Consider the following 19,454-nt stretch of genomic DNA (forward strand, 5'->3'; position numbering starts at 1 on the left):
TGGGTCAGTGCGCGCCGGATCAATTGCTCGACGCGGTCGGCCTGATCGTGATCTCAGTGGTGTCCACGCTATGCGGAGCCTCGATCACCTGCCGGATCGCACGTGCGATGTCGGCTGGTTGAAGCGCGATGGCGCGATAGGCGTCCATCACCGCCATGGTCTCCTCGTGGGTGATGGTTGCGGCGAGCTCGCTCTCGACCACGCCGGGATTGACGCAGGTGACGCGGATATGGGTACTCTCCTGGCGGAGTCCGTCCGAGATCGCGCGAACCGCGAACTTCGTTGCGCAATAGACCGCGGCTGTGGGTACGACCGACAGCGCTCCGATGGAGCCGATATTGATGATCTGCCCGCTACGCTGTGCCTCCATCACCGGCAATACGGCCCCGATGCCCCAGAGCACGCCCTTGATGTTCACGTCGACCATGCGCTCCCACTCGTCCAGCTTGACGGCGGCAAGCGGTGAGAGCGGCATCACGCCGGCATTGTTCACCAGGACGTCGATGCGCCCCCATGTGTCGACTGCGGCCTTGGCAAAGGCTGCCATGGATTGACGGTCGGTCACGTCCAAAACCTGCGCCCTGGCGGTTCCTCCTGCTTTGCGGATATCCTCGGCGATGGCCTCGGTACGGTCGAGCCGGCGTGCACCCATCAAAACTTTCGCACCGGCGGTGCCGAGCTCTCGGGCGATGCCCTCGCCGATGCCGCTGGAGGCGCCGGTGATCAGAATGACCTTGTCCATGTCGTACTCCGTTCATTGCTTGCACGGACAAGATGGACTTCATTGACTGTAGCCGGTATCCATCACTTACTGAACTCGGCGGTTAGCGGTGCTTTCCAATGAAGATCGATATGAACCTTCTGCCGCTTTTTCTGGCTGTCGCGGAAGAGGACAACTTCCGTGCGGCCGCCGATCGGCTCGGCGTGACCCGCTCGGCCGTCAGCCAAGGGATGCGGCGGCTCGAAGATGCGTTCGGCACGATGCTCGTCACCCGCACGACGCGTTCAGTGCGCCTGACCGAGGCTGGGGAGCGTCTGCGCGAGGCCCTGTCGCAGCCCCTGTCGGACATCGCAACGGCGCTCGATCGTGTGGCAGGTGAGGATGAGCCCCGCGGTCATTTGCGGATCGCCGTCACTTCGATCGCCGAGCAGTTCCTCTCCGGTCCGCTCATCGCTTCCTTTGCTCAGGCACATCCAGGGGTGACGATAGACGTTACAGTCACGGACGAGGAGTTCGACATCGTCGCCGCCGGTTTCGACGCGGGCGTCAGGCTTGGCGAGGTGATCGAGCAGGACATGATCGCGGTGCCGCTGTCGGGCGATCAGCGCGAGCTGGCGGTTGCTGCCCCCGCCTATCTCGCAGTCCGCGGCACGCCGGCGCACCCGCGCGAACTGGTCCATCATCGCTGCATAGGCTGGCGGCGAGCGCCGAATGTCGCGCCCTACAGGTGGGAATTCGAGGAGAATGGTGTGCCCTTCGACGTGGCGGTCGAGCCCCAGATTACCACCAATGACCTGCGCTTCATGCTCCGCTCAGCACTCTGCGGGGCCGGGATCACCTTCGCAACGGAAGAAACCTTCCGCCCGTTCGTGGAAACCGGTGAACTTGTTCCGCTGCTGCAGGATTTCCTGCCGCCGTTCCCCGGTTTCTTTCTTTATTTCCCTCAGCGCCGCAACATGGCGCCGAAGATGCGAGCTTTGATCGAGCATATACGGCGGTGGCGATAACCGGCGGATCATCGGCAGATGCGGTTGCGGCGGTGAGATGCCGATGCCAAGAAGTTCCGACCTCGATCACGACTGTCGCAGCCGCGGTCTGGTAGAGAGATTCCAGGAGGGCGTGGAGTCCTCTGCCAGGATTGTTGCCTGCAGTGGGCAGGGCCGGCCGTTCATGAGTTGCTCTTGTCGGAACCCGCGGCCGGATGCCACAGCCGATTCGGAAAGAAATGCTGCCTGGAGATCGACATGATTGCGGCCCTTTTTGTCGGAAGCTCCACGGTTCTTGTGTGAGAGAAGCCCGAGCGCTGCAGATTGCCGAGCTGGCGGTGGTGCGCCGCGTTCGGTTCCTGCACGATCCGTTCGGTCCGGGGATCGTCGAGAAACATCAGATGCAGAAGGGAGGGCAGCCAGGCTGTGAACCAGGGCTTTCCGCGACAGGACTCCTCTCCGACTATGACGTGGCAGCCGCGGTCGTAGTCGCCGGCGCCTGAAAAAGGTCCGATCACGTCCTCCTTCGCCCAGTAGATCTCGAAATAGGAGAAGGCCCGCCCATTGAAGCGGCCGATTAGCGGTATCGTATGCGGATCGGCGAACATGCGCTGCAAATAACGCCGATGGGCGGCTTCACTCCCCGCCTCGTTCCAGAATTCGTCGACCCGCGGGTCGTTCATCCAGCGATGAACGTCGGGGAGGTCGTCGAGTGTCGCAACGTGAAACGACAGCGTTCCCGAAAGCCACGGTATGAAACGGGCATAAACGCATCCGGCCGGCTTCGGCGGCCGTAGAGGATGCTCGGTCTTCCCATCGAAGATATCGCGCCGCGGAAATGCGATTGCGGGTGAGGCTTTCCAGATCTCCGGCAACTGCCAGAACATCTCGGCAAGGACCGATGGCTGCGCCAGAACCTCGGTGATATCGCCTATAAGGCCATGCCGCTGCAACTCCGGAAAAAGGGTATTCCAGCCCTCTCCTGCAAGTACGATCGACGCCAGGCCTGGTCGCGTCGCGAAAAGATATTCGAGGGCGGTGCAAGCAAGCCGGAAGGCTTCGGTGCCATCCGGCCGGAGATCGACAATGCGGAGTCCCGTATCGGCAAACTTGAAGTGCGCACGGCGTTCCCCGGTAATCGACACTGACATGGTCGAACCGGTCTCGTACAGGTCTACGGGTCCTCGAGGATGAAGCTGAAAGGAGCGAAAGACGCGGCCATCTTGAACGCCGGACCCACGGTACCCGCCGCCCCCTCCCGGGGTGGAACCCCACTGTCCTCGATGACCTCGGTCCATCAGAAGACCTTCGTCAGCGAGATTGCGAATGTGCGGCCGCGACCCTTGTAGTCGAACGCTGCTTCGTCGGCCAAAGCGCCGTAAAGAGCTTTGGCACGCGAGCCCCAGACTGTCGTGTACTCTGTGTCGAAGAGGTTGTGGATGCCGAAATTCAAAGTGGTGTCCGTGTTTTCGAAAGTATAGCCGCCGGTGAGGTCGAACAGGGTGTAGTCGTCTATGGAGTGGCCATCGGCGCCGGTGAGCTCGAAAATGCGCTGGCCGGAGAATTTCAGGCTGAGCGCATCATTGGTCCAGCCGACATAGCCGCCAAGCTTGGAGACGCTCGCGCTTCCAATGGAGTCCTTTTCCCAGCCATCGTCGCCCTTGACTTCGGTTCTCACCAAATGGCCCAGAACACCCACATCGAAGCCATGGTCGAGCTTCACGCCCGCCTTGCCTTCGATGCCGTAGACGCGTCTCTCCTGATCGACCACCTCGACCGCGACAGTCGTGCGATTGAGATTGATGGAACGGTCGGAAAGGGAGTAATAGGCCGCGGTCTCAAGATTGTAGGTGCCGTCATCGAGACGATAGCCGATTTCGAATGAGTTTGTCTTGATCGCCTCGAGCGCGGAATCGCCGACGTTGACGCTATTGAGAAGCGTGTAGTGTCCGCCGGAGAAGGAGTAGTTGCCAATCCCGTAGTACCTGGCCGGATCCGGCAGTTCGAAGCCCTGGCTGAAATTGGCATAGACCTGCTGCGTATTCGTCAGCTGATAGGTCGCCCCTGCACTGAACAAAGCAGCGTCGTAACTGACTTCGCCGCCAGGTATGGTGTCGGCAGAAGTTGCTCTGCCCTGCAGGATGGCGACCTGCTGCGCCGATCCGATGAAGTCGGATACCTCAGTGTTGACGAACTGATACCGCATCCCGCCGCTCAGAGTAAGCCTGTCGGTCGCCTCGTAGGCAGCCTCGGCAAAGCCGGCGATGGTTGAGACATCGATCGATGGATAAAGACCGGTCTTGCCGATCGTATCGAAATCGAGCCCTCCGGATTGCGCGGCTGTCAGCGTGTCGAAGATATTCTGACGCGACTTGAAGGAATCCCGATCGGCATCGACGCCATAGGTGATCTTCAGTGCGTCGGTGGGTTCCGCTACCAAGGCGGCCCTGACGCTGTAATAATCTGTATCCTGCGAACTGCCGTAAATGTAAAGACCGGTCTCAGTATTGCCCGAAGCTGGGAAGGGATGGAACTTTATTCGCTCAGTCCGGTAAGATCCTTGAAGCAATAGCTGCTGGCCGAAAACGTCATCATCGGTGTAGGTGATGTTGAACATCGAGCGGCGCGTTTGCGGATTGAAGTCGGAGTCGTATCCGGAACGGGTTTCGAACAGACTCGGATCGCGGAGCGCTGCAAAGAAGGGCCCATAATAAAGCCCGTAATCGGAGTCCTGCTTGCTGTCGAAATATTGCCCGGAGAATTCGAGGCGGCGGCCGTCGTCGATCTGGTAGCCGACAGACCCCATCAGGTCGATACGTTTGTTGAAGGCGGTGGACGTCTGCGTGACGTCTGGGATGACCATCGTGCCGCTACCGTCGTAAAAGGCGCCGGTCCTGTTGCCGGCGATCGAAAGGCGGGCATCCCAGTTTTCGCTGTTGTAGGTGACTGCGCCCGCCGCATTGCGGTCGAAGTCCTGGCTGCCGGCAAAGCCGCTGCCCATGCCGCCGGTCACTTCCGCATGCAGGCCCGGCTCCGCGTCCTTACCCTTCTTCGTGATGATGTTGATGATGCCGCCGGTTGCGTTTCCCCCGTAGATTGCAGTCGCCCCGGACAGAACCTCCACCCGTTCGATGTTGAACGGATCGATGGCATCGAATTGTCGGCTCACCGAGCGTGCCGAGTTCATAGAGACGCCGTCGATGAGGATGAGCGGTGGCCGGCCCCGAAGGTTCTGGCCGACGGATGTGCGCGCTCCGTCGCTTGCGGGATCGAAGCTCGGGATGGATTCCCCCAGGATCTGCTGCAGCGTCTTGCCCGACCGGGCCTCCGCCTGGATCTGATCCGAATCGACGATGTAAATGGTGCGGGCGATTTCCGAAATTTGCTGAGGCGATCGGCCGCCGGTGACGACGATCTCTTCCAGGCTCGTCGCAGCTTCCGACTGATTCGCGGCCTCCTGGGCCACAGCACCCGTGCCGAACGCCATTGCCGCGGCGAAAACGCAAATGCCTATGCCGCCATTCTCGTTGGTACCCATAACGCCCCCTGCGCCCAGAAAAATTGCCGCTGCCGGTGAGCGGGCAAGCTGTTAATACAAGACTATTTAAGTCATGTTTTATGAGCTAAAGGTGTTGGCCGCTTGGATAATGGCGAACCTCATTTGGACGGATGCGAACGTCAACAGGAAAGGCTGGCTTACGACATGGAGACAATCCGACCGCTGAAATTCGGGACGCTGTCCCTGCCTGATCGCGAAAGCAGACTCGTTTGCAGAAGCATTCTTGTGGACATGCTCGGAGAGGCGACCATAGTGGCGGACGAGGGCGATCTGACCGGTGTGACCGGCCTCTTCTGGAAATACGTTTCCCTGTCGCTTGCAACGGTCTATTTCCCCAGGACAATGCTTCGCCTCGACACCAGCGGGCTGGGGGATGCCGGTATCGTCATCCTGCGTGCGATGGACGGTCCGCTCGTCGTCCGTCACCGGCGGAAAAAAGTGGAGTCGGCACGCGCAGGCGTCATATTTCTTCCCGCGGATGCGTCATCCGAGATCACGCTCCCGGAAGGTGGGCGCTTCGACTGCGCCCATCTTCCGGCCTATGCGCTGGCCTCGAGGCGCGATCTTCTAAAGCCGATTATGATGCAACCGCTTGCGGCGGAATGCCTGCCTTTGCAGCTCCTGACGAACTATGCAGGCTATCTTCTGAGGCAGGAGTACCAGTGCGAGGAGCATGCGGGCATGATGGTCACGCATTTCTACGATCTTTTGCCGGTGCTTGCACAAGATGTCGGCAATGTAGGTCCGCGAGAAACGCCCCAGAGCCGAATGGCGTCCATCAAGATGCGCATAGAACAGAACCTTGCGAACGGTTCCTTCTCGATTACCGACGTGGCCGAGGCCGAGCGTATCACCCCGAGGGCAATCCAGAAATTCTTCAGCCGCGAGGGAACGACATTCTCGCGCTATGTGCTCGGACGGCGGCTCTCACTCGCCAAGGGGCTCATACTGACCGAAGGCGATGTCACCTCCATCAGCCAGATCGCCTACAATGTCGGGTTCAACGATCTTTCCTACTTCAATCGAACCTTCAGGAACCGCTACGGCGTGCGTCCCTCCGACTTGCGCCGGCTCGCGGCGGCCGCCTGACGAGCTGGCAGAAAATAGGGCGCTCCCGGTTGAGGGAGCCGCCGTTGTCTCGCTGCAGCCGCTTTGAAGCCGGTTACGCTGCGGTGCTGCACTTCTCGAAAGCAACCAGTGGATTGTCCACCATGCCCTGGAAGTCCGGCACCGGACGCTCGTCGTCGTCGGCATAGCCGTGCGTGAACAGCCGAACACGGTTCAGGCAAAGACGCGGATATTCATCGCCGAAGAGATCGAATGTCGCGAAGCGGGAGGCCATGTCGGGGAAGCGCTTCTGATAAGTGAGTATGCTGTTGCGTGCCAACCCCCAGAAGACCTCTTCGGAAAGGCCGGAACGCTGGTCGAGCAGGACCGACATATAGCGGAAGACGCATATGAAGAGCGTCGTCTGGATGAAATGGATCAGGAAGTCGGCAGGCAGGCACAGGAGAACCGCCCGGACCTCTTCCGGAAGGGTGGCGCTTTCGGGAAACTCCTGATCGCAGACGATGACGTCGTCGATGAAATCGCGCAGTGCCAGACGCTCCGGTCGGCCGTCCTTGAGAATGAGTGTCGCATTCTGCCCGTGCGCCGAAAAGGCAAGGCCGTGTTTTGCGAGCAGATGGCAGACCGGAGGGATAACAATGTCCAAGAACCGCGCCACCCATTCCGAGACCGACATGCCCGATTTCTCGGCAAGTGCCTGAACCACCGGCTTGCCGTCGGTTCCGGCATGGATCGGAATAGCCGAGGCCGCGTCGTCAGATCCAGTGTGTGGAGCGGCAGGCCCGACCCGAGGACCTGCTGCAGCGTCTCGATCACCTCCGGGTGGTTATGACCGAGTGCCAGCGTTCCAGCGCCTGCGAGGCAATCGAGATAGGTTCCGCCGTCGACGTCGGTCACAGTGCAGCCGAGGGCCGATTTCAACGCGACGGGAAAGCGGCGCGGATAGCTGCGGGCGTTCGATTCGCGTTTTTCCTGTCGGTCGAGATAAAAGGCGTTGTCGGCGCGTGCAGAAGCATCCATGAGATCAACTCCGTTCAAGATTTTTCGATGACGTCAGGGTGGCGAGCTCAGGCGCCTGCCCCAGAGCGTCCCAGTGTGTCATCGAAGCACCGAGATGCTCTAAGTCGTTGAAACAACACGCTTCCGGATGAAGAGCCGCTAGACCCTTTGCCTGGAAGTGCTCCGGGAACGGGATCAGGAAAAATGCGCGCGGTTTGCTGGCGCATCCCGATCCGATCCTCAGAAACGATCACGCTTTACGATTTCAGTTCGATCCGACTGAAATGATGGTGATCTGGAGGTGAGGGACGCGCTTTGATCCTTTCCAGCATCCAGACGGACAGTCCGATGCCGAGCACGGAAATGACCGTCGCCGAGGAGAAGAGCGCCGCATAGCCGAACCGGTCGGCAAGGTAGCCTGCGATCGAGGTCCCGATCAGATACACGACCAGCTCGGCGCAGCTCAGGATGGTGAAATCCGTCCCCGGCTGATCGTCGGATGAGGACGCCATAAAGAAGGAATAGATCGCGACCAATTCCATGTAGCGGATCAGGGTCTGGAAGGCGGAGGCGGACATGGCGACGGCTATACCGGGCCATATGCCGAAAGCATTGAGTGCGAAGGCAAGGAAGCAGAGACTGCGAAGCCCGCCGAGCAGGATGAGCGTCGCCGTCAAGCCCGCCTTGCGGATGATCAACGCGGCGATCAGTGCGCCGAGAAGCCCCGCCGTCGCGGCGGCCGCCCCGGACATGTAGCCGATCCACTCGGTCGGCACTTTGTTGTCGACGAGGTAAGGTCCTTCCATCCCGCGCACAAGGCCTTCGCTCGCTCGATAAGTGAGGGCGAAGGCAAGGACCATCCAGGCATTCCGCCGCCGAAAGAAACCGAAAAGGCTTGCTCGCCTGCGCGGGGGCGATTCCGGCGTAGCTATGGCGCTATCTTTCATCCAGATGGCCGCGACCAGCGGCAGCAGGGAGAGGCACGCGACAAGCAGGATCGTCGGTCGCCAGCCGATCTTGTGGAAGAGGACCAGCGTCAGCGTGCCGCCGATGATGACGCCAAGCGCGACCGCTCCGGCCTGGACGGCATTGCCGATCGGCCGCGTCCTGCCGGTGAGGTGGCGCACCGCATAGCCGTCGGTGGCGATATCTTGCACCGAGGAAAGCAGCGTGATGCAGATGCCGATCGCGAAGAGCATGCCGGCCTGATCGGGCTCGACCAGCGCCATCGACGCTATGCCTGCACTGACGAGAAGCTGCGTCGGTACGACCCAGCCGCGCCGGTGGCCAAGTCCTGGCCAGGGCGCCCAACGATCGACAAGAGGCGCAACCGCGAATTTCAGCACAAGCGGCAGCATCAGAAGCGAGAACAGACCGATCGCGGTGCGCGATGCACCGCTTTCGCGCATCAGGGGCGGTAGTGCCACGAGCAGGAGATAGGTTGGGATCCCTTGCGCCAGATAGAGTCCGCCCAAGACGGCGCAAAGCCTTCCTGCACCTGCCGCCGTCGACCCTTCCCGGACCGCTGGAGAAGTCTGCACCATTGTCATGATAGGATCCGATCCTTGGACCGCACCGGCGAACACTGAAGACTGCCACTGCGCGGCAAAATTGGCCTGACGATAAACATGAGTATTGTTATCATCTTTAAATGGACGGACGGCGTAAGACTTGGATGTGAGCGAACCTGATTAAGACAATAGCGAACGCGCTTTCGAGAGGGGCGGCAGGAAGTCTCAAGGGCGCTTAGGCTGCCGGATCGATCTTACTGGGGTAGAGAAAAGGTCGGTTGGCGGTTCGGGTGTCGCGTCGAGAAAATCGTGTTAGCGCTCGGTCCGAACTCCTTATCTTTTCTTTATGTGGCCGCCAAACCATCCCAATCGATAATTGACGCGGCACGGGCGCATGATCCGGATCCTGGATAGAACTGGAGAATGCCGATGTCCGATTTTCTTTTCCTTGCCGCCGGCTTTGGCGGCCTTGCCGCGCTCGCGTTTTACGCGCGCGCCCTGAGCCGGCTTTAGGGAGAATGCGATGGTCGAGGCTTTGATCGGGCTCGTCGTTGCCGTCGCGCTCGCGGCTTATCTGATTGTGACGCTCGTCCGGCCGGAACGCTTCTAGAGCGTTTCACGGGCTCATTCTAACCCTTTGAAACGATGCGCTTCCGCATGGAAATCCGTTCCACGCGTTTCGCGGAAGTGCTCTAGCTCCTTCACCCACGGAGACCTCTCATGTCTGTCACCGGATGGCTGCAGATCAGCCTCCTTTTTTTCGCCGTCCTTGTCGTGGTCAAGCCGCTGGGGCTTTACATGGCCAGGGTAAATTCAGGCGAACGCAATGTGCTTTCGCCAATTCTCGGGCCGGTGGAGCGTGGCCTTTATGGTGCCGCCGGCGTCGATCCGGCACGGGAGCAGGGCTGGCTCTCCTACACGCTCTCCATGCTCGCTTTCAGCCTCGCGAGCTTTGCGCTGCTCTACGCGATCCTGAGACTTCAGGCATGGCTGCCGTTGAACCCGCAGGGCTTCGGCAACGTGCCGCCGGATCTCGCCTTCAACACTGCCGTCAGTTTCGTCACGAACACCAATTGGCAGAATTACGGCGGCGAGACCACGCTCAGTCATTTCAGCCAGATGATGGGGCTGACCGTGCAGAACTTCGTCTCGGCCGCCACCGGAATTTCGATCGCCCTTGCCGTTACGCGGTCCTTCGCCCGCTCCGCGGTACCGACGATCGGCAACTTCTGGGTCGATCTCACCCGTTCGACACTGTACGTCCTCTTGCCGCTCGCCGTCCTGGTGGCGGTCGCCTTCGTGGCAATGGGGCTGCCGCAGACGTTCCGTGCTTCGGTAGAAGCCACGACCCTCGAAGGGGTGAAACAGACCATCGCCTTGGGGCCGGTTGCCAGCCAGGAAGCGATCAAGCAGCTCGGCACCAATGGTGGCGGCTTTTTCAACGTCAATGCCGCACATCCTTTCGAAAACCCGACAGCGCTTTCCAACTATCTCAATATCTTCGCGATGCTGTCGATTTCGGCGGCGCTGCTCTACACGTTCGGGCAACTCGTCGGCAACAGACGGCAGGGCTGGGCCTTTATCGCTGTCACGTTCACATTCCTGGTCATAGGTGCCGGGGTGGTCTATTGGGCGGAGGCGCAGGGAAATCCGATCCTGTCGCAGATCGGCCTCGATCCGGCTCTCGGCAACATGGAAGGAAAGGAAATCCGCTTCGGCCAGGCCATGACCGCGCTCTACGCGACGGTCACGACGGGCCTTTCCGATGGCGGCGTCAACGGCATGCACGGCTCGTTCACGGGTCTTGGCGGTCTCGTTCCGATGTTCCTCATACAACTCGGCGAGGTCCTGCCCGGCGGTGTCGGCTCGGGTCTCTATGGCATGATCGTCTTCGCCATCCTCGCGGTTTTTGTCGCGGGCCTTATGGTCGGCCGCACCCCGGAACTGCTCGGCAAGAAGATCGAAGCGCGCGAGATGAAATACGCGATGCTCGCGGTGCTTATTCTGCCGCTCTCGATCCTCGGCTTCACGGCGGCTTCCGCCGTCATGCCCTCGGCCGTCGCCAGCATCGGCACCGCAGGACCGCACGGACTATCGGAAATCCTCTATGCCTATACGTCGGCCAGCGGCAACAACGGATCGGCCTTCGGCGGGCTTTCGGGAAACACGCTCTGGTACAATACGACGCTGGGCCTTGCGATGCTGCTCGGCCGCTTCGCCTATGCCGTTCCCGTGCTCGCCATTGCCGGCTCCATCGCCGCCAAGACGCGCGCCTCGGCATCCAAGGGCACATTCCCGACCGACACGCCGCTCTTCGTCGGCCTGCTGATCGGCATCATCCTCATTCTCGGCGGGCTGCAGTTCCTGCCGGCGCTCGCGCTCGGCCCGATCGTCGAGCATTTCGCCATGCTCTCCGGGCAGACCTTTTGAAGGGATCAGGCATGTCAAAGAAACCCGTCACCCCAAGCCTCTTCGACCCGAAGATACTCCTCCCGGCAGTCAAGGCCGCCTTCGTCAAGCTTGATCCGCGCCAGCTGGTCCGCAATCCGGTGATCTTCGTCACCGAAGCCGTGGCGGCGTTGGTCACTTTCTTCTTCGTTCTCGATATTGCAACCGGCGGGGCCAGTCCGCTCTTCTCGGGGCAGATTGCCGCCTGGTTGTGGTTCACCGTGCTCTTCGCCACTTTCGCTGAAGCCGTTGCCGAGGGTCGCGGCAAGGCGCAGGCCGACTTCCTCCGCCGGACCAAGTCGGAGTTGAGCGCCCGCAAGCTTGTTGCGCCCGAGGGTCGCGAGACCGAGGAAATTCCTGCGACCATGTTGAAGGTCGGAGATCTCGTCCTGGTCCAGGCCGGCGAACTGATCCCGGGCGATGGCGAGGTCGTGGAAGGCGTCGCCTCGGTCAACGAGAGCGCCATAACTGGCGAATCGGCGCCGGTCATCCGCGAAGCGGGCGGCGATCGCTCCGCTGTCACCGGTGGTACCGAGGTGCTTTCGGACTGGGTCAAAGTCCGCATCAGGACCGCCCCGGGTTCAACCTTCGTCGACCGCATGATCGCCCTCATCGAGGGGGCGCAGCGGCAGAAGACGCCGAACGAGATCGCGCTGTCGATCCTGCTTTCCGGTCTGACGCTGATCTTCCTGATCGCAGTGGTGACGCTCTGGGGCCTTGCTTCCTATTCGGCGACCGTGCTTTCGGTGACCGTGCTGTCCGCGCTTCTCGTCACGCTGATCCCGACGACCATCGGCGGGCTGCTTTCGGCCATCGGCATTGCCGGCATGGACCGGCTGGTGCGCTTCAACGTCATCGCCACCTCCGGCCGCGCCGTCGAGGCCGCAGGCGACGTGGACACGCTGCTCCTCGACAAGACCGGCACGATCACCTTCGGCAACCGCATGGCAAGCGATTTCCTGCCCGTGCCGGGTGTGACCGTGGAGGAACTCGCCGATGCGGCGCTTCTCGCAAGCCTGGCCGATGAGACCCCGGAGGGCCGCTCCATCGTGGCGCTCGCCACTGGCGATCTCGGGCGCCGGGCCCCAGAAACCGGCATCGATGCGGTCGTGCCCTTCGCCGCCGAAACCCGGTTGTCCGGCGTCGACCATGGCGGCCGCCGGCTGCGCAAGGGTGCGGTCGATTCGATTTTGAAGTTTGCCGGCCTGTCCGACAGCAAGATCCCTCACGAATTCCGGCAGGCGGTCGACAGGGTCGCCCGAACCGGGGGCACGCCGCTCGCCGTGGCTGACGGGAGCCGACTGCTCGGCGTGATCCACCTGAAGGATATCGTCAAGCCCGGGATCAAGGAGCGCTTCTCCGAATTGCGCGCCATGGGCATCCGCACGGTAATGGTGACCGGTGATAACCCGATCACTGCCGCGGCAATCGCCTCGGAGGCCGGCGTCGACGATTTCCTCGCCGAAGCGACACCGGAAGACAAGCTCGCCTATATCCGCAGGGAGCAGAAGGGCGGCCGGCTGATTGCCATGTGCGGCGACGGCACCAACGATGCGCCGGCACTCGCGCAGGCCGATGTCGGCGTCGCCATGCAGACCGGCACGCAAGCCGCCCGCGAAGCGGCCAACATGGTGGACCTCGATTCCAGCCCGACGAAGCTGATCGAGATCGTCGAGATCGGCAAGCAATTGCTGATGACGCGCGGCTCTCTCACGACCTTCTCGATCGCCAACGACGTTGCGAAATACTTTGCCATCATCCCGGCCCTCTTCGTCACCACCTATCCGGCGCTCGGCGTGCTCAACGTGATGGGCCTTGCGTCACCGCAGTCGGCTATTCTGTCGGCCGTGATTTTCAACGCGCTGATTATCGTCGCGCTCATTCCGCTGGCGTTGAAGGGCGTCAGGTACCGCGCCGTCGGCGCGGCAGCCCTGCTCCGCGGCAATCTCCTCGTCTACGGCCTCGGCGGCCTGGTCCTGCCCTTCGCTGCGATCAAGCTGATCGACCTTGCCGTCTCGAACCTCAATCTGGTGTGATCATGCTCAATCAACTCCGACCTGCACTCGTCCTGACATTCGCATTCACCCTCCTTACCGGGCTTGGCTATCCGTTGATGATCACCGGCGTTGCGCAGGCCCTGATGCCGGCAGAGGCCAATGGCAGCCTTGTCCGCAAAGACGGCGTCCTCATCGGTTCGCAACTCATCGGCCAGAACTTCGTTTCGGAGAAATATTTCTGGCCGCGACCTTCCGCGACCGGTCCGGAGCCTTACAATGCCGCCGCTTCGAGCGGCTCCAATCTCGGGACGACCTCTGACACGCTGAAGGCGCGTGTCTTCGCCGACATCGCAAGGCTTCGCGCAGCGGGCATGGCGGGCCCCATTCCCGCCGACGCAGGCATGGCCTCGGGGTCGGGGCTCGACCCGCATATCTCGCCCGAGTTCGCCCGTGTCCAGATCGCCCGGGTCGCGAAAGCGCGCGGGCTTCCGGAAGCTGATGTGGAAGCGCTCGTCGCCGGGGCAACGCGGGGCCGCCTGTTTGGGATCGTAGGCGAGCCGCGCGTCAATGTGCTAGAACTGAATCTTGCCTTGGATGCGCCGAGGAGCTGACCGAGTTCGAGACGTTGCATGCCCGACAATGACCGCGACCTGAAGAGCCGCCCCGACCCGGACGCCCTGCTGGCGCTCGCCGGGAAGGGCAGCAGAGGCAAACTCACCGTCTTTCTTGGTGCGGCGCCTGGAGTCGGCAAGACCTATGCCATGCTGACACGTGCGCGGCGGCTCAAGGAAGAAGGAGGCGATATCGTCATCGGGCTCGTCGAAACGCATGGACGTGGCGAGACCGCAGCACTGCTCGAGGGGCAGGAAGTCTTGCCGCGCCGTCAGGTGCTCCACAACGGACGGACACTTCTCGAATTCGACCTCGACGCGGCGTTGGCGCGCCGCCCGCGCGTCATCGTGGTCGACGAGCTCGCCCATACCAATTTCGGTGAAAGCCGCCATCCCAAGCGCTACCAGGATGTCGAGGAACTGGTCGATGCCGGCATAGACGTCTGGACGGCACTCAATATTCAGCACCTGGAAAGCCTCTCGGACGTCGTTGCGCAGATTGCCGGCGTGCCGGTGCGCGAACGCGTCCCCGATACGGTTCTCAATCGCGCTGACGATGTCCTGCTGGTGGACCTGCCGCCGGCCGAACTGATCGAACGGCTGAAGGAGGGCAAGGTCTACCTGCCCGACAGCGCCAAGCGCGCTGCCGATCGCTTCTTCCGCCTCGGCAATCTGACGGCGCTGCGCGAACTGGCGCTCCGCCGGACGGCGGACCGGGTCGACGATCAGATGGTCGACTATCTCAGGCAGAATGCGATCGAGGGACCCTGGGGGGCCGCCGAACGGCTCCTCGTCTGCATCGGTCCCGACGCCCTGTCCGAAAAGGTGGTGAGGACGGCAAGCCGGCTCGCGTCGGGCCTGAACGCCGACTGGTTCGTCGTATCCGTCGAACGTGCGGATGGTGAGGCGGAGAGCGGTGGAGCGATGCGGCAGCTGGACGAGACTTTTCGGCTCGCCGAGCAGCTGGGCGCCGAGACGCGGCGTGTCATCGGCAACGACTTCGTCGAAGAAATTCTGAAGCTCGCAAGGCGGGAACACGCGACGCAAATCGTCATCGGCACGCGCCGCCACCGATTTCCGCTCCGGCTCTTCCGTCGCTCCTTGCCGGATGCACTTGCCGCCAAGGCGGCCGGTATCGCCATCCACCTCGTCACTGACGGGGCCGTACCGGCTGTCAAACCGGCGATCGGACGCAGAAGCACGCTTCCGGAAGGGGCGGGGCGGGCGGTTGCCATCGCCGCCGGCACGGCTGCAGCCGCGACGGCAATCGGCCTGCTGATCGAGCAGTTCGTCGTCCTGCCGAATATCTCGCTTCTCTACCTTCTGGCCGTGCTCGCCTCGGCGACCTATGCGGGCTATGTCGCCGCGATCGCGGCCGCGCTCATCTCCGTTCTTGCCTATAATTTCTGCTTCATCGAACCGGTCGGCACTTTTACAGTTGCCGAACCGCACGAAGTTTTTGCTCTCTTCGCGTTCCTTGCGGCGGCGATGCTTGCCGGGGGGCTCGCCTCCCGCGTTCGCGAGCAGGCGACGACCGCGAGGCGGCGGGCCGCGGCGACGCAGGCGCTTTACGATTTTTCGCGCAAGCTTTCCGGTACCGCCAATGCCGAGGACGTGCTGTGGGCCGCAGTCACCCAGATCCAGGCGACGCTCCGGCGCAACGCGGCGCTTCTTCTGCCGGAAGACGGAGAGGTCAGCTTGATGGCGGCCTGGCCGCCGGATACGGAGCTCGGCCTTACCGATACGATGGCGGCGCGCTGGGCCTTCGAGAAAAAGGAGGCTGCCGGCAACGGTACCGGCACGCTGCCGAACAGCCCCTTCCAGTTCAGGCCGCTTATGAGTCCGCATGGAGTCGTTGGCGTCTTCGGCTTCCTGCAGGAAGACAGGCCGCTGGAAATAAACGAGGAACGGGGGCTCGCCGCGATACTCGATCAGACCGCGATCGCGGTCGACAGGGCGCGTCTCTCGCGCGAGAGCCTCGACCAGGCAGCGCGGCTCGAGGGCGAGAAGTTTCTCGCGGCGCTGCTTTCCTCCATATCCCACGATCTTAGAACGCCGCTCGCAACAATCACCGGAGCGGTGACCAGTCTGCGCCAGCTCGGCGAGCGGATGCCCGCGGAAAGCCGGGACGACCTCCTGAAGTCGATCGAGGAGGAGAGCGGCAGGCTCACGCGCTTCGTTGCCAACCTGCTCGATATGACCCGCATCGAAGCCGGAACGGTAAATGCCAAGCGCGACTGGGTCGATGTCGCCGATGTGGTTCATTCGGCTGTGGAGCGTGCGCGTAAATACTTTCCCGGCCGCGTCTTCGAAACGAGCATCGCTCCCGACTTGCCGCTGATCCGCGGCGATAGCGTGCTGCTTGGGCAGGTGATCTTCAATCTGCTCGACAACGCCAATAGGTTCGGCGGTGACGAGCCCGTCAGCATCTATGCGCGGCAGGATGGAGATGAGATCGTGCTTTCGGTAACCGACCTCGGCAAGGGCATCGCCCCGGCCGATCTCGACACCGTGTTCGACAAATTCTTCCGTAAAGGTAAGCCGGATGGCCGTTCGCTCGGCACGGGGCTCGGCCTTTCCATCAGCAAGGGTTTCGTGGAGGCGATGGGCGGACAAATCAAGGCGGAGAGCCCCGCGATGAAGCGCCGCGGTACGCGCATTTCCATGCGGTTCCCCGCGGCGGAAACCGACATCGCAGAGAGGGAGCGCGGATGACCGCCGAGCGCATCCTCGTCGTGGACGACGAGCCGCAGATCCAGCGTTTCCTGCGCCCGGCGCTGTCAGCCGCCGGTTACGAGGTGATCGAGGCGGCAAACGGCGCGCAGGCGCTGAAGGCGGCTGTGACGGCAGCGCCGGACGTCGTAATCCTCGATCTCGGCCTCCCCGACATGGACGGCAAGGATGTCGTGGCCAATATCCGCGCCTGGTCGCAGGTTCCGATCATCATCCTTTCGGCGCGTGATCGTGAAAGCGAGAAGATCGCTGCCCTCGATCTCGGCGCCGACGACTACATCGAGAAGCCGTTCGGGATCGGCGAACTGACGGCGCGAATCCGTGCGGCGCTGCGCCATCGCATCCAGATGGCGGGAGGGCAGGCGCAGCTGTCGGCAGATGGGCTTTCGATCGACATGGTCAAGCGTGTCGTGACGCGTGACGGCGAGGCGCTCCGGCTGACGCCGAAGGAATATGACCTTCTCGTCATGCTGGCGCATCACGCAGGCCGGGTGGTCACCCACAGGACGCTGCTCACCTCCGTCTGGGGTGCCGCCCACGGTGAGGACCTGCATTATCTGAGAGTCTTCATCGGTCAGCTGCGTGGCAAGATCGAGCGCGATCCCGGCAATCCGAAGATCGTCCGCACCGAGCCAGGCGTCGGTTACCGCTTCGTCGGCGACGAGGACTGAGGCGCTCGTCCAGTCGGGCCTCAGGTAAGGGCCGCGAACTTCTCCACCAGTTTCGTCGGCCCTGACACGATCAGCAGATCACCTCTCTCGACCGTTGTTTCCGGTGTGGCATAGGTAAAGTCCAACTTTCGCCGTTTGACGCCGACGATGGTAACCCCGTACTTGCTGCGAAGACCGGATTCCGCCAACGTCTTTCCGACGGCTTCGTTCGGCGCCGGTGTTTTGACAATGGCAAAGCCGTCATCGAATTCGATGAAGTCGATCATCTTGCCGGTGACGAGATGGGCGACGCGCTCGCCCATGGCCGCCTCGGGATAGACGACATGGTGCGCGCCGGTCCGCTCCAGAATGCGGCCGTGATTGGGGTTGATGGCTTTTGCCCAGATGTCGGGCACCCCGAGCTCGGAAAGTGCCAGAACCGTAAGCACGCTGGCTTCGATATCCGTACCAATTCCGACGACGGCGTGAGGAAAGTCCTGAACGCCGAGGCGACGCAGAGAATCGGCATTGCTGCTGTCTGCCTCCACTACGTGGGTCAGCCGCGTCGCCCAGTTCTGAACGAGCTCCGCGTTTTCATCGATGGCCAGAACGTCGTAGCCAAGATGAATCAAGGATTGGGCAACGGCGCTGCCGAAGCGGCCGAGACCTATAACGACGACGCCGTCGCTGCGGACGATGCTGTTCTTAGCCAACGATTGGGCGCTCCTCTGGATATCGGAAGAGTACATTGCGTTCTTGCAGCGCGAGTGCGCTTGCAATTGTGATCGTGCCGACGCGCCCGATGAACATCAAGGCGATGATGACCAGTTGTGCGGCGGGAGGCAGGCCCCCGGTGATCCCCGTGGACAGGCCAACGGTTCCGAATGCCGAAATGACCTCAAACATGACATCCTCAAGCGGGAGGCTCGTGACGCTGAGGAGCATGAGCACGCCTCCTGCGACAGCCCCGACGGACAGCAATACGATTGCCAGTGCCTGGCGCTGGGCGTGAGTGCCGATACGGCGCCGAAACGCGGTGGAATCGCGCTGGCCCCGGATTTCCGCCCAGACGACGAATCCAAGAAGGAAGAATGTCGTGACCTTTATGCCGCCGGCGGTGCCGGCACTGCCACCGCCGATGAACATCAGAGCATAAGTGACCGCCAGGGTTTCGATGCGCATCTCTCCAATGTCGATGCTGTTAAAGCCGGCAGTGCGCGCCATGACCGAATGGCTCGCGGCGTTCAGCAGCTTCCCCGGCCATTCGAACGCGCCCAATGTCTTCGGATTGTTCCATTCGTAGGCGGCCGTCGCCGCGAGTCCGGCAACGAGCAGAAGAGCTGTCCCAAGAAGGGTAATCTTGGTGTGAACGGACCAGCGTGCCGGATGCCGCACCGTCTGGCGAAGTTCGAAGAGTACCGGGAAACCGAGACCGCCGATAACGACGGCAGCCATGATCGGAGCGAGAATAAGCGGATCGAGTGCAAAACCGATCAAGCTGTCCGAATATGTTGAAAAGCCTGCATTGTTGAACGCCGAGACCGCATGAAAAAAGCCCTGCCACAAGGCGTCGCTCCAGACATAGTCATGGCCGTAGCGCAGACGCCAGGCGAGCGCGGCTGTCGTGACCAGTTCGACTGCTATGGTTACGAGAAAGATGAGGCGAAGGACACCCGCGACATCGCCCAGACTGAGGCTCTTGGTTTCCGCTTGCGCGATGAGGCGGCTGCTCAGTTTCAGTCTGCGGGTAACGAGGAGGCCAAGAAGCGTTGCCCCGGTCATGATGCCGAAACCACCGACCTGGAACAGCACGAGGATCACGCCCTGGCCGAAGCCCGACCAATAGGTCGGCGTGTCCTGAACGATAAGCCCGGTAACGCAGACTGCAGAGGTGGCTGTAAACAATGCGGCAAGCAGCGGAGCTCCCCCTGGCCCCGCGCGCGAGATCGGCAGCATGAGCAGTGTTGTGCCTACGAGGATGGCAACAAGGAACGCCGTCGGCACGAGCCGTGCAGGGTGTTGGATCGATTGTGGCAAATCCCACCTTTTCATTAGATCGGCAGATCAAAGCCGTCTGCCGTAAACGACCGGCCGCGCAGTTGGCACAACCCTGACGAAGTCGCCGCCCTTCGTCAATTCGCGGCAACACAACGAACTGAGTTCTGCGCAGC

The 19,454-nt window shown here is 61.9% G+C and carries 14 protein-coding genes and 2 pseudogenes; 8 read left to right on the forward strand and 8 right to left on the reverse strand.

From position 1 onward, the window contains the following. Positions 1 to 19: 19 nt before the first annotated feature. On the reverse strand, positions 20 to 742 hold the full coding sequence (locus SINAR_RS0109670) for an SDR family oxidoreductase (RefSeq protein ID WP_027998913.1): 723 nt from the start codon (positions 740 to 742) through the stop codon (positions 20 to 22). 98 nt (positions 743 to 840) lie between these two features. Between SINAR_RS0109670 and SINAR_RS0109675 the strand changes: the two genes are divergently transcribed. Further along, the gene (locus tag SINAR_RS0109675; protein ID WP_027998914.1) at positions 841 to 1,728 is read left to right on the forward strand and encodes a LysR family transcriptional regulator; all 888 of its coding nucleotides are present in this window, start codon (positions 841 to 843) and stop codon (positions 1,726 to 1,728) included. Between the two features lie 161 nt (positions 1,729 to 1,889). Here SINAR_RS0109675 and SINAR_RS0109680 read toward each other — a convergent pair whose 3' ends face one another. After that, positions 1,890 to 2,858 carry a GNAT family N-acetyltransferase gene (locus SINAR_RS0109680; protein ID WP_234710589.1) on the reverse strand — a complete coding sequence of 323 codons (969 nt, stop codon included), beginning with the start codon at positions 2,856 to 2,858 and terminating at the stop codon, positions 1,890 to 1,892. 146 nt (positions 2,859 to 3,004) lie between these two features. Further along, entirely contained in the window at positions 3,005 to 5,245 is a 2,241-nt protein-coding gene (gene rhtA / locus SINAR_RS0109685) for a TonB-dependent siderophore receptor RhtA (protein WP_027998916.1), read from the reverse strand. 165 nt (positions 5,246 to 5,410) lie between these two features. Between rhtA and rhrA the strand changes: the two genes are divergently transcribed. After that, a complete protein-coding gene (rhrA, locus tag SINAR_RS0109690) occupies positions 5,411 to 6,355 on the forward strand; it encodes a rhizobactin biosynthesis transcriptional regulator RhrA (protein WP_027998917.1) in 945 nt (314 codons plus the stop codon). 73 nt (positions 6,356 to 6,428) lie between these two features. Here rhrA and SINAR_RS0109695 read toward each other — a convergent pair. From SINAR_RS0109695 to SINAR_RS01000000133305, 3 genes and pseudogenes are all read right to left on the reverse strand, one after another. Then, positions 6,429 to 7,070: pseudogene (locus SINAR_RS0109695) on the reverse strand (IucA/IucC family C-terminal-domain containing protein); the annotation flags it as partial. Positions 7,071 to 7,084: 14 nt separating this feature from the next. Further along, positions 7,085 to 7,436 (reverse strand): annotated as a pseudogene (locus SINAR_RS1000000135185) (aminotransferase class III-fold pyridoxal phosphate-dependent enzyme); the annotation flags it as partial. 154 nt (positions 7,437 to 7,590) lie between these two features. After that, a complete protein-coding gene (locus SINAR_RS01000000133305) occupies positions 7,591 to 8,883 on the reverse strand; it encodes a RhtX/FptX family siderophore transporter (RefSeq protein WP_050577482.1) in 1,293 nt (430 codons plus the stop codon). Positions 8,884 to 9,367: 484 nt separating this feature from the next. On the opposite strand from SINAR_RS01000000133305, the gene kdpF reads away from it, so the two are divergent. The 6 genes from kdpF (at position 9,368) to SINAR_RS0109740 (ending at position 17,304) form a co-directional block, all read left to right on the forward strand. Beyond that, positions 9,368 to 9,454 (forward strand): K(+)-transporting ATPase subunit F, encoded by an 87-nt coding sequence (kdpF, locus tag SINAR_RS1000000135190; protein ID WP_080636573.1) that lies wholly within the window; start codon positions 9,368 to 9,370, stop codon positions 9,452 to 9,454. Between the two features lie 110 nt (positions 9,455 to 9,564). Then, on the forward strand, positions 9,565 to 11,274 hold the full coding sequence (gene kdpA / locus SINAR_RS0109720) for a potassium-transporting ATPase subunit KdpA (protein ID WP_027998920.1): 1,710 nt from the start codon (positions 9,565 to 9,567) through the stop codon (positions 11,272 to 11,274). Between the two features lie 11 nt (positions 11,275 to 11,285). After that, positions 11,286 to 13,328 carry a potassium-transporting ATPase subunit KdpB gene (gene kdpB / locus SINAR_RS0109725; protein WP_027998921.1) on the forward strand — a complete coding sequence of 681 codons (2,043 nt, stop codon included), beginning with the start codon at positions 11,286 to 11,288 and terminating at the stop codon, positions 13,326 to 13,328. 2 nt (positions 13,329 to 13,330) lie between these two features. Further along, the gene (gene kdpC / locus SINAR_RS0109730; protein WP_027998922.1) at positions 13,331 to 13,900 is read left to right on the forward strand and encodes a potassium-transporting ATPase subunit KdpC; all 570 of its coding nucleotides are present in this window, start codon (positions 13,331 to 13,333) and stop codon (positions 13,898 to 13,900) included. 18 nt (positions 13,901 to 13,918) lie between these two features. Next, on the forward strand, positions 13,919 to 16,615 hold the full coding sequence (locus SINAR_RS0109735; RefSeq protein ID WP_027998923.1) for a DUF4118 domain-containing protein: 2,697 nt from the start codon (positions 13,919 to 13,921) through the stop codon (positions 16,613 to 16,615). Beyond that, entirely contained in the window at positions 16,612 to 17,304 is a 693-nt protein-coding gene (locus tag SINAR_RS0109740; RefSeq protein WP_027998924.1) for a response regulator, read from the forward strand. Before SINAR_RS0109735 ends, SINAR_RS0109740 begins: the two co-directional genes overlap by 4 nt. A 20-nt stretch (positions 17,305 to 17,324) precedes the next feature. Here SINAR_RS0109740 and SINAR_RS0109745 read toward each other — a convergent pair whose 3' ends face one another. Beyond that, entirely contained in the window at positions 17,325 to 17,996 is a 672-nt protein-coding gene (locus SINAR_RS0109745) for a potassium channel family protein (protein WP_027998925.1), read from the reverse strand. Next, positions 17,989 to 19,320 carry a TrkH family potassium uptake protein gene (locus tag SINAR_RS0109750; protein ID WP_209439301.1) on the reverse strand — a complete coding sequence of 444 codons (1,332 nt, stop codon included), beginning with the start codon at positions 19,318 to 19,320 and terminating at the stop codon, positions 17,989 to 17,991. The genes SINAR_RS0109745 and SINAR_RS0109750 overlap by 8 nt, the downstream gene beginning before the upstream one ends. Positions 19,321 to 19,454 lie beyond the last annotated feature (134 nt).

This window comes from Sinorhizobium arboris LMG 14919, from assembly GCF_000427465.1.
GTDB classification, from domain to species: domain Bacteria; phylum Pseudomonadota; class Alphaproteobacteria; order Rhizobiales; family Rhizobiaceae; genus Sinorhizobium; species Sinorhizobium arboris.

What these genes read in the sequence shown, in the direction of transcription:
- SINAR_RS0109670 (WP_027998913.1), bottom strand. Translation starts at nt 742, where the DNA reads ATGGACAAGGTCATTCTGATCACCGGCGCCTCCAGCGGCATCGGCGAG.
- SINAR_RS0109675 (WP_027998914.1), top strand. Translation starts at nt 841, where the DNA reads ATGAAGATCGATATGAACCTTCTGCCGCTTTTTCTGGCTGTCGCGGAA.
- SINAR_RS0109680 (WP_234710589.1), bottom strand. Translation starts at nt 2,858, where the DNA reads ATGTCAGTGTCGATTACCGGGGAACGCCGTGCGCACTTCAAGTTTGCC.
- rhtA (WP_027998916.1), bottom strand. Translation starts at nt 5,245, where the DNA reads ATGGGTACCAACGAGAATGGCGGCATAGGCATTTGCGTTTTCGCCGCG.
- rhrA (WP_027998917.1), top strand. Translation starts at nt 5,411, where the DNA reads ATGGAGACAATCCGACCGCTGAAATTCGGGACGCTGTCCCTGCCTGAT.
- SINAR_RS01000000133305 (WP_050577482.1), bottom strand. Translation starts at nt 8,883, where the DNA reads ATGACAATGGTGCAGACTTCTCCAGCGGTCCGGGAAGGGTCGACGGCG.
- kdpF (WP_080636573.1), top strand. Translation starts at nt 9,368, where the DNA reads ATGGTCGAGGCTTTGATCGGGCTCGTCGTTGCCGTCGCGCTCGCGGCT.
- kdpA (WP_027998920.1), top strand. Translation starts at nt 9,565, where the DNA reads ATGTCTGTCACCGGATGGCTGCAGATCAGCCTCCTTTTTTTCGCCGTC.
- kdpB (WP_027998921.1), top strand. Translation starts at nt 11,286, where the DNA reads ATGTCAAAGAAACCCGTCACCCCAAGCCTCTTCGACCCGAAGATACTC.
- kdpC (WP_027998922.1), top strand. Translation starts at nt 13,331, where the DNA reads ATGCTCAATCAACTCCGACCTGCACTCGTCCTGACATTCGCATTCACC.
- SINAR_RS0109735 (WP_027998923.1), top strand. Translation starts at nt 13,919, where the DNA reads ATGCCCGACAATGACCGCGACCTGAAGAGCCGCCCCGACCCGGACGCC.
- SINAR_RS0109740 (WP_027998924.1), top strand. Translation starts at nt 16,612, where the DNA reads ATGACCGCCGAGCGCATCCTCGTCGTGGACGACGAGCCGCAGATCCAG.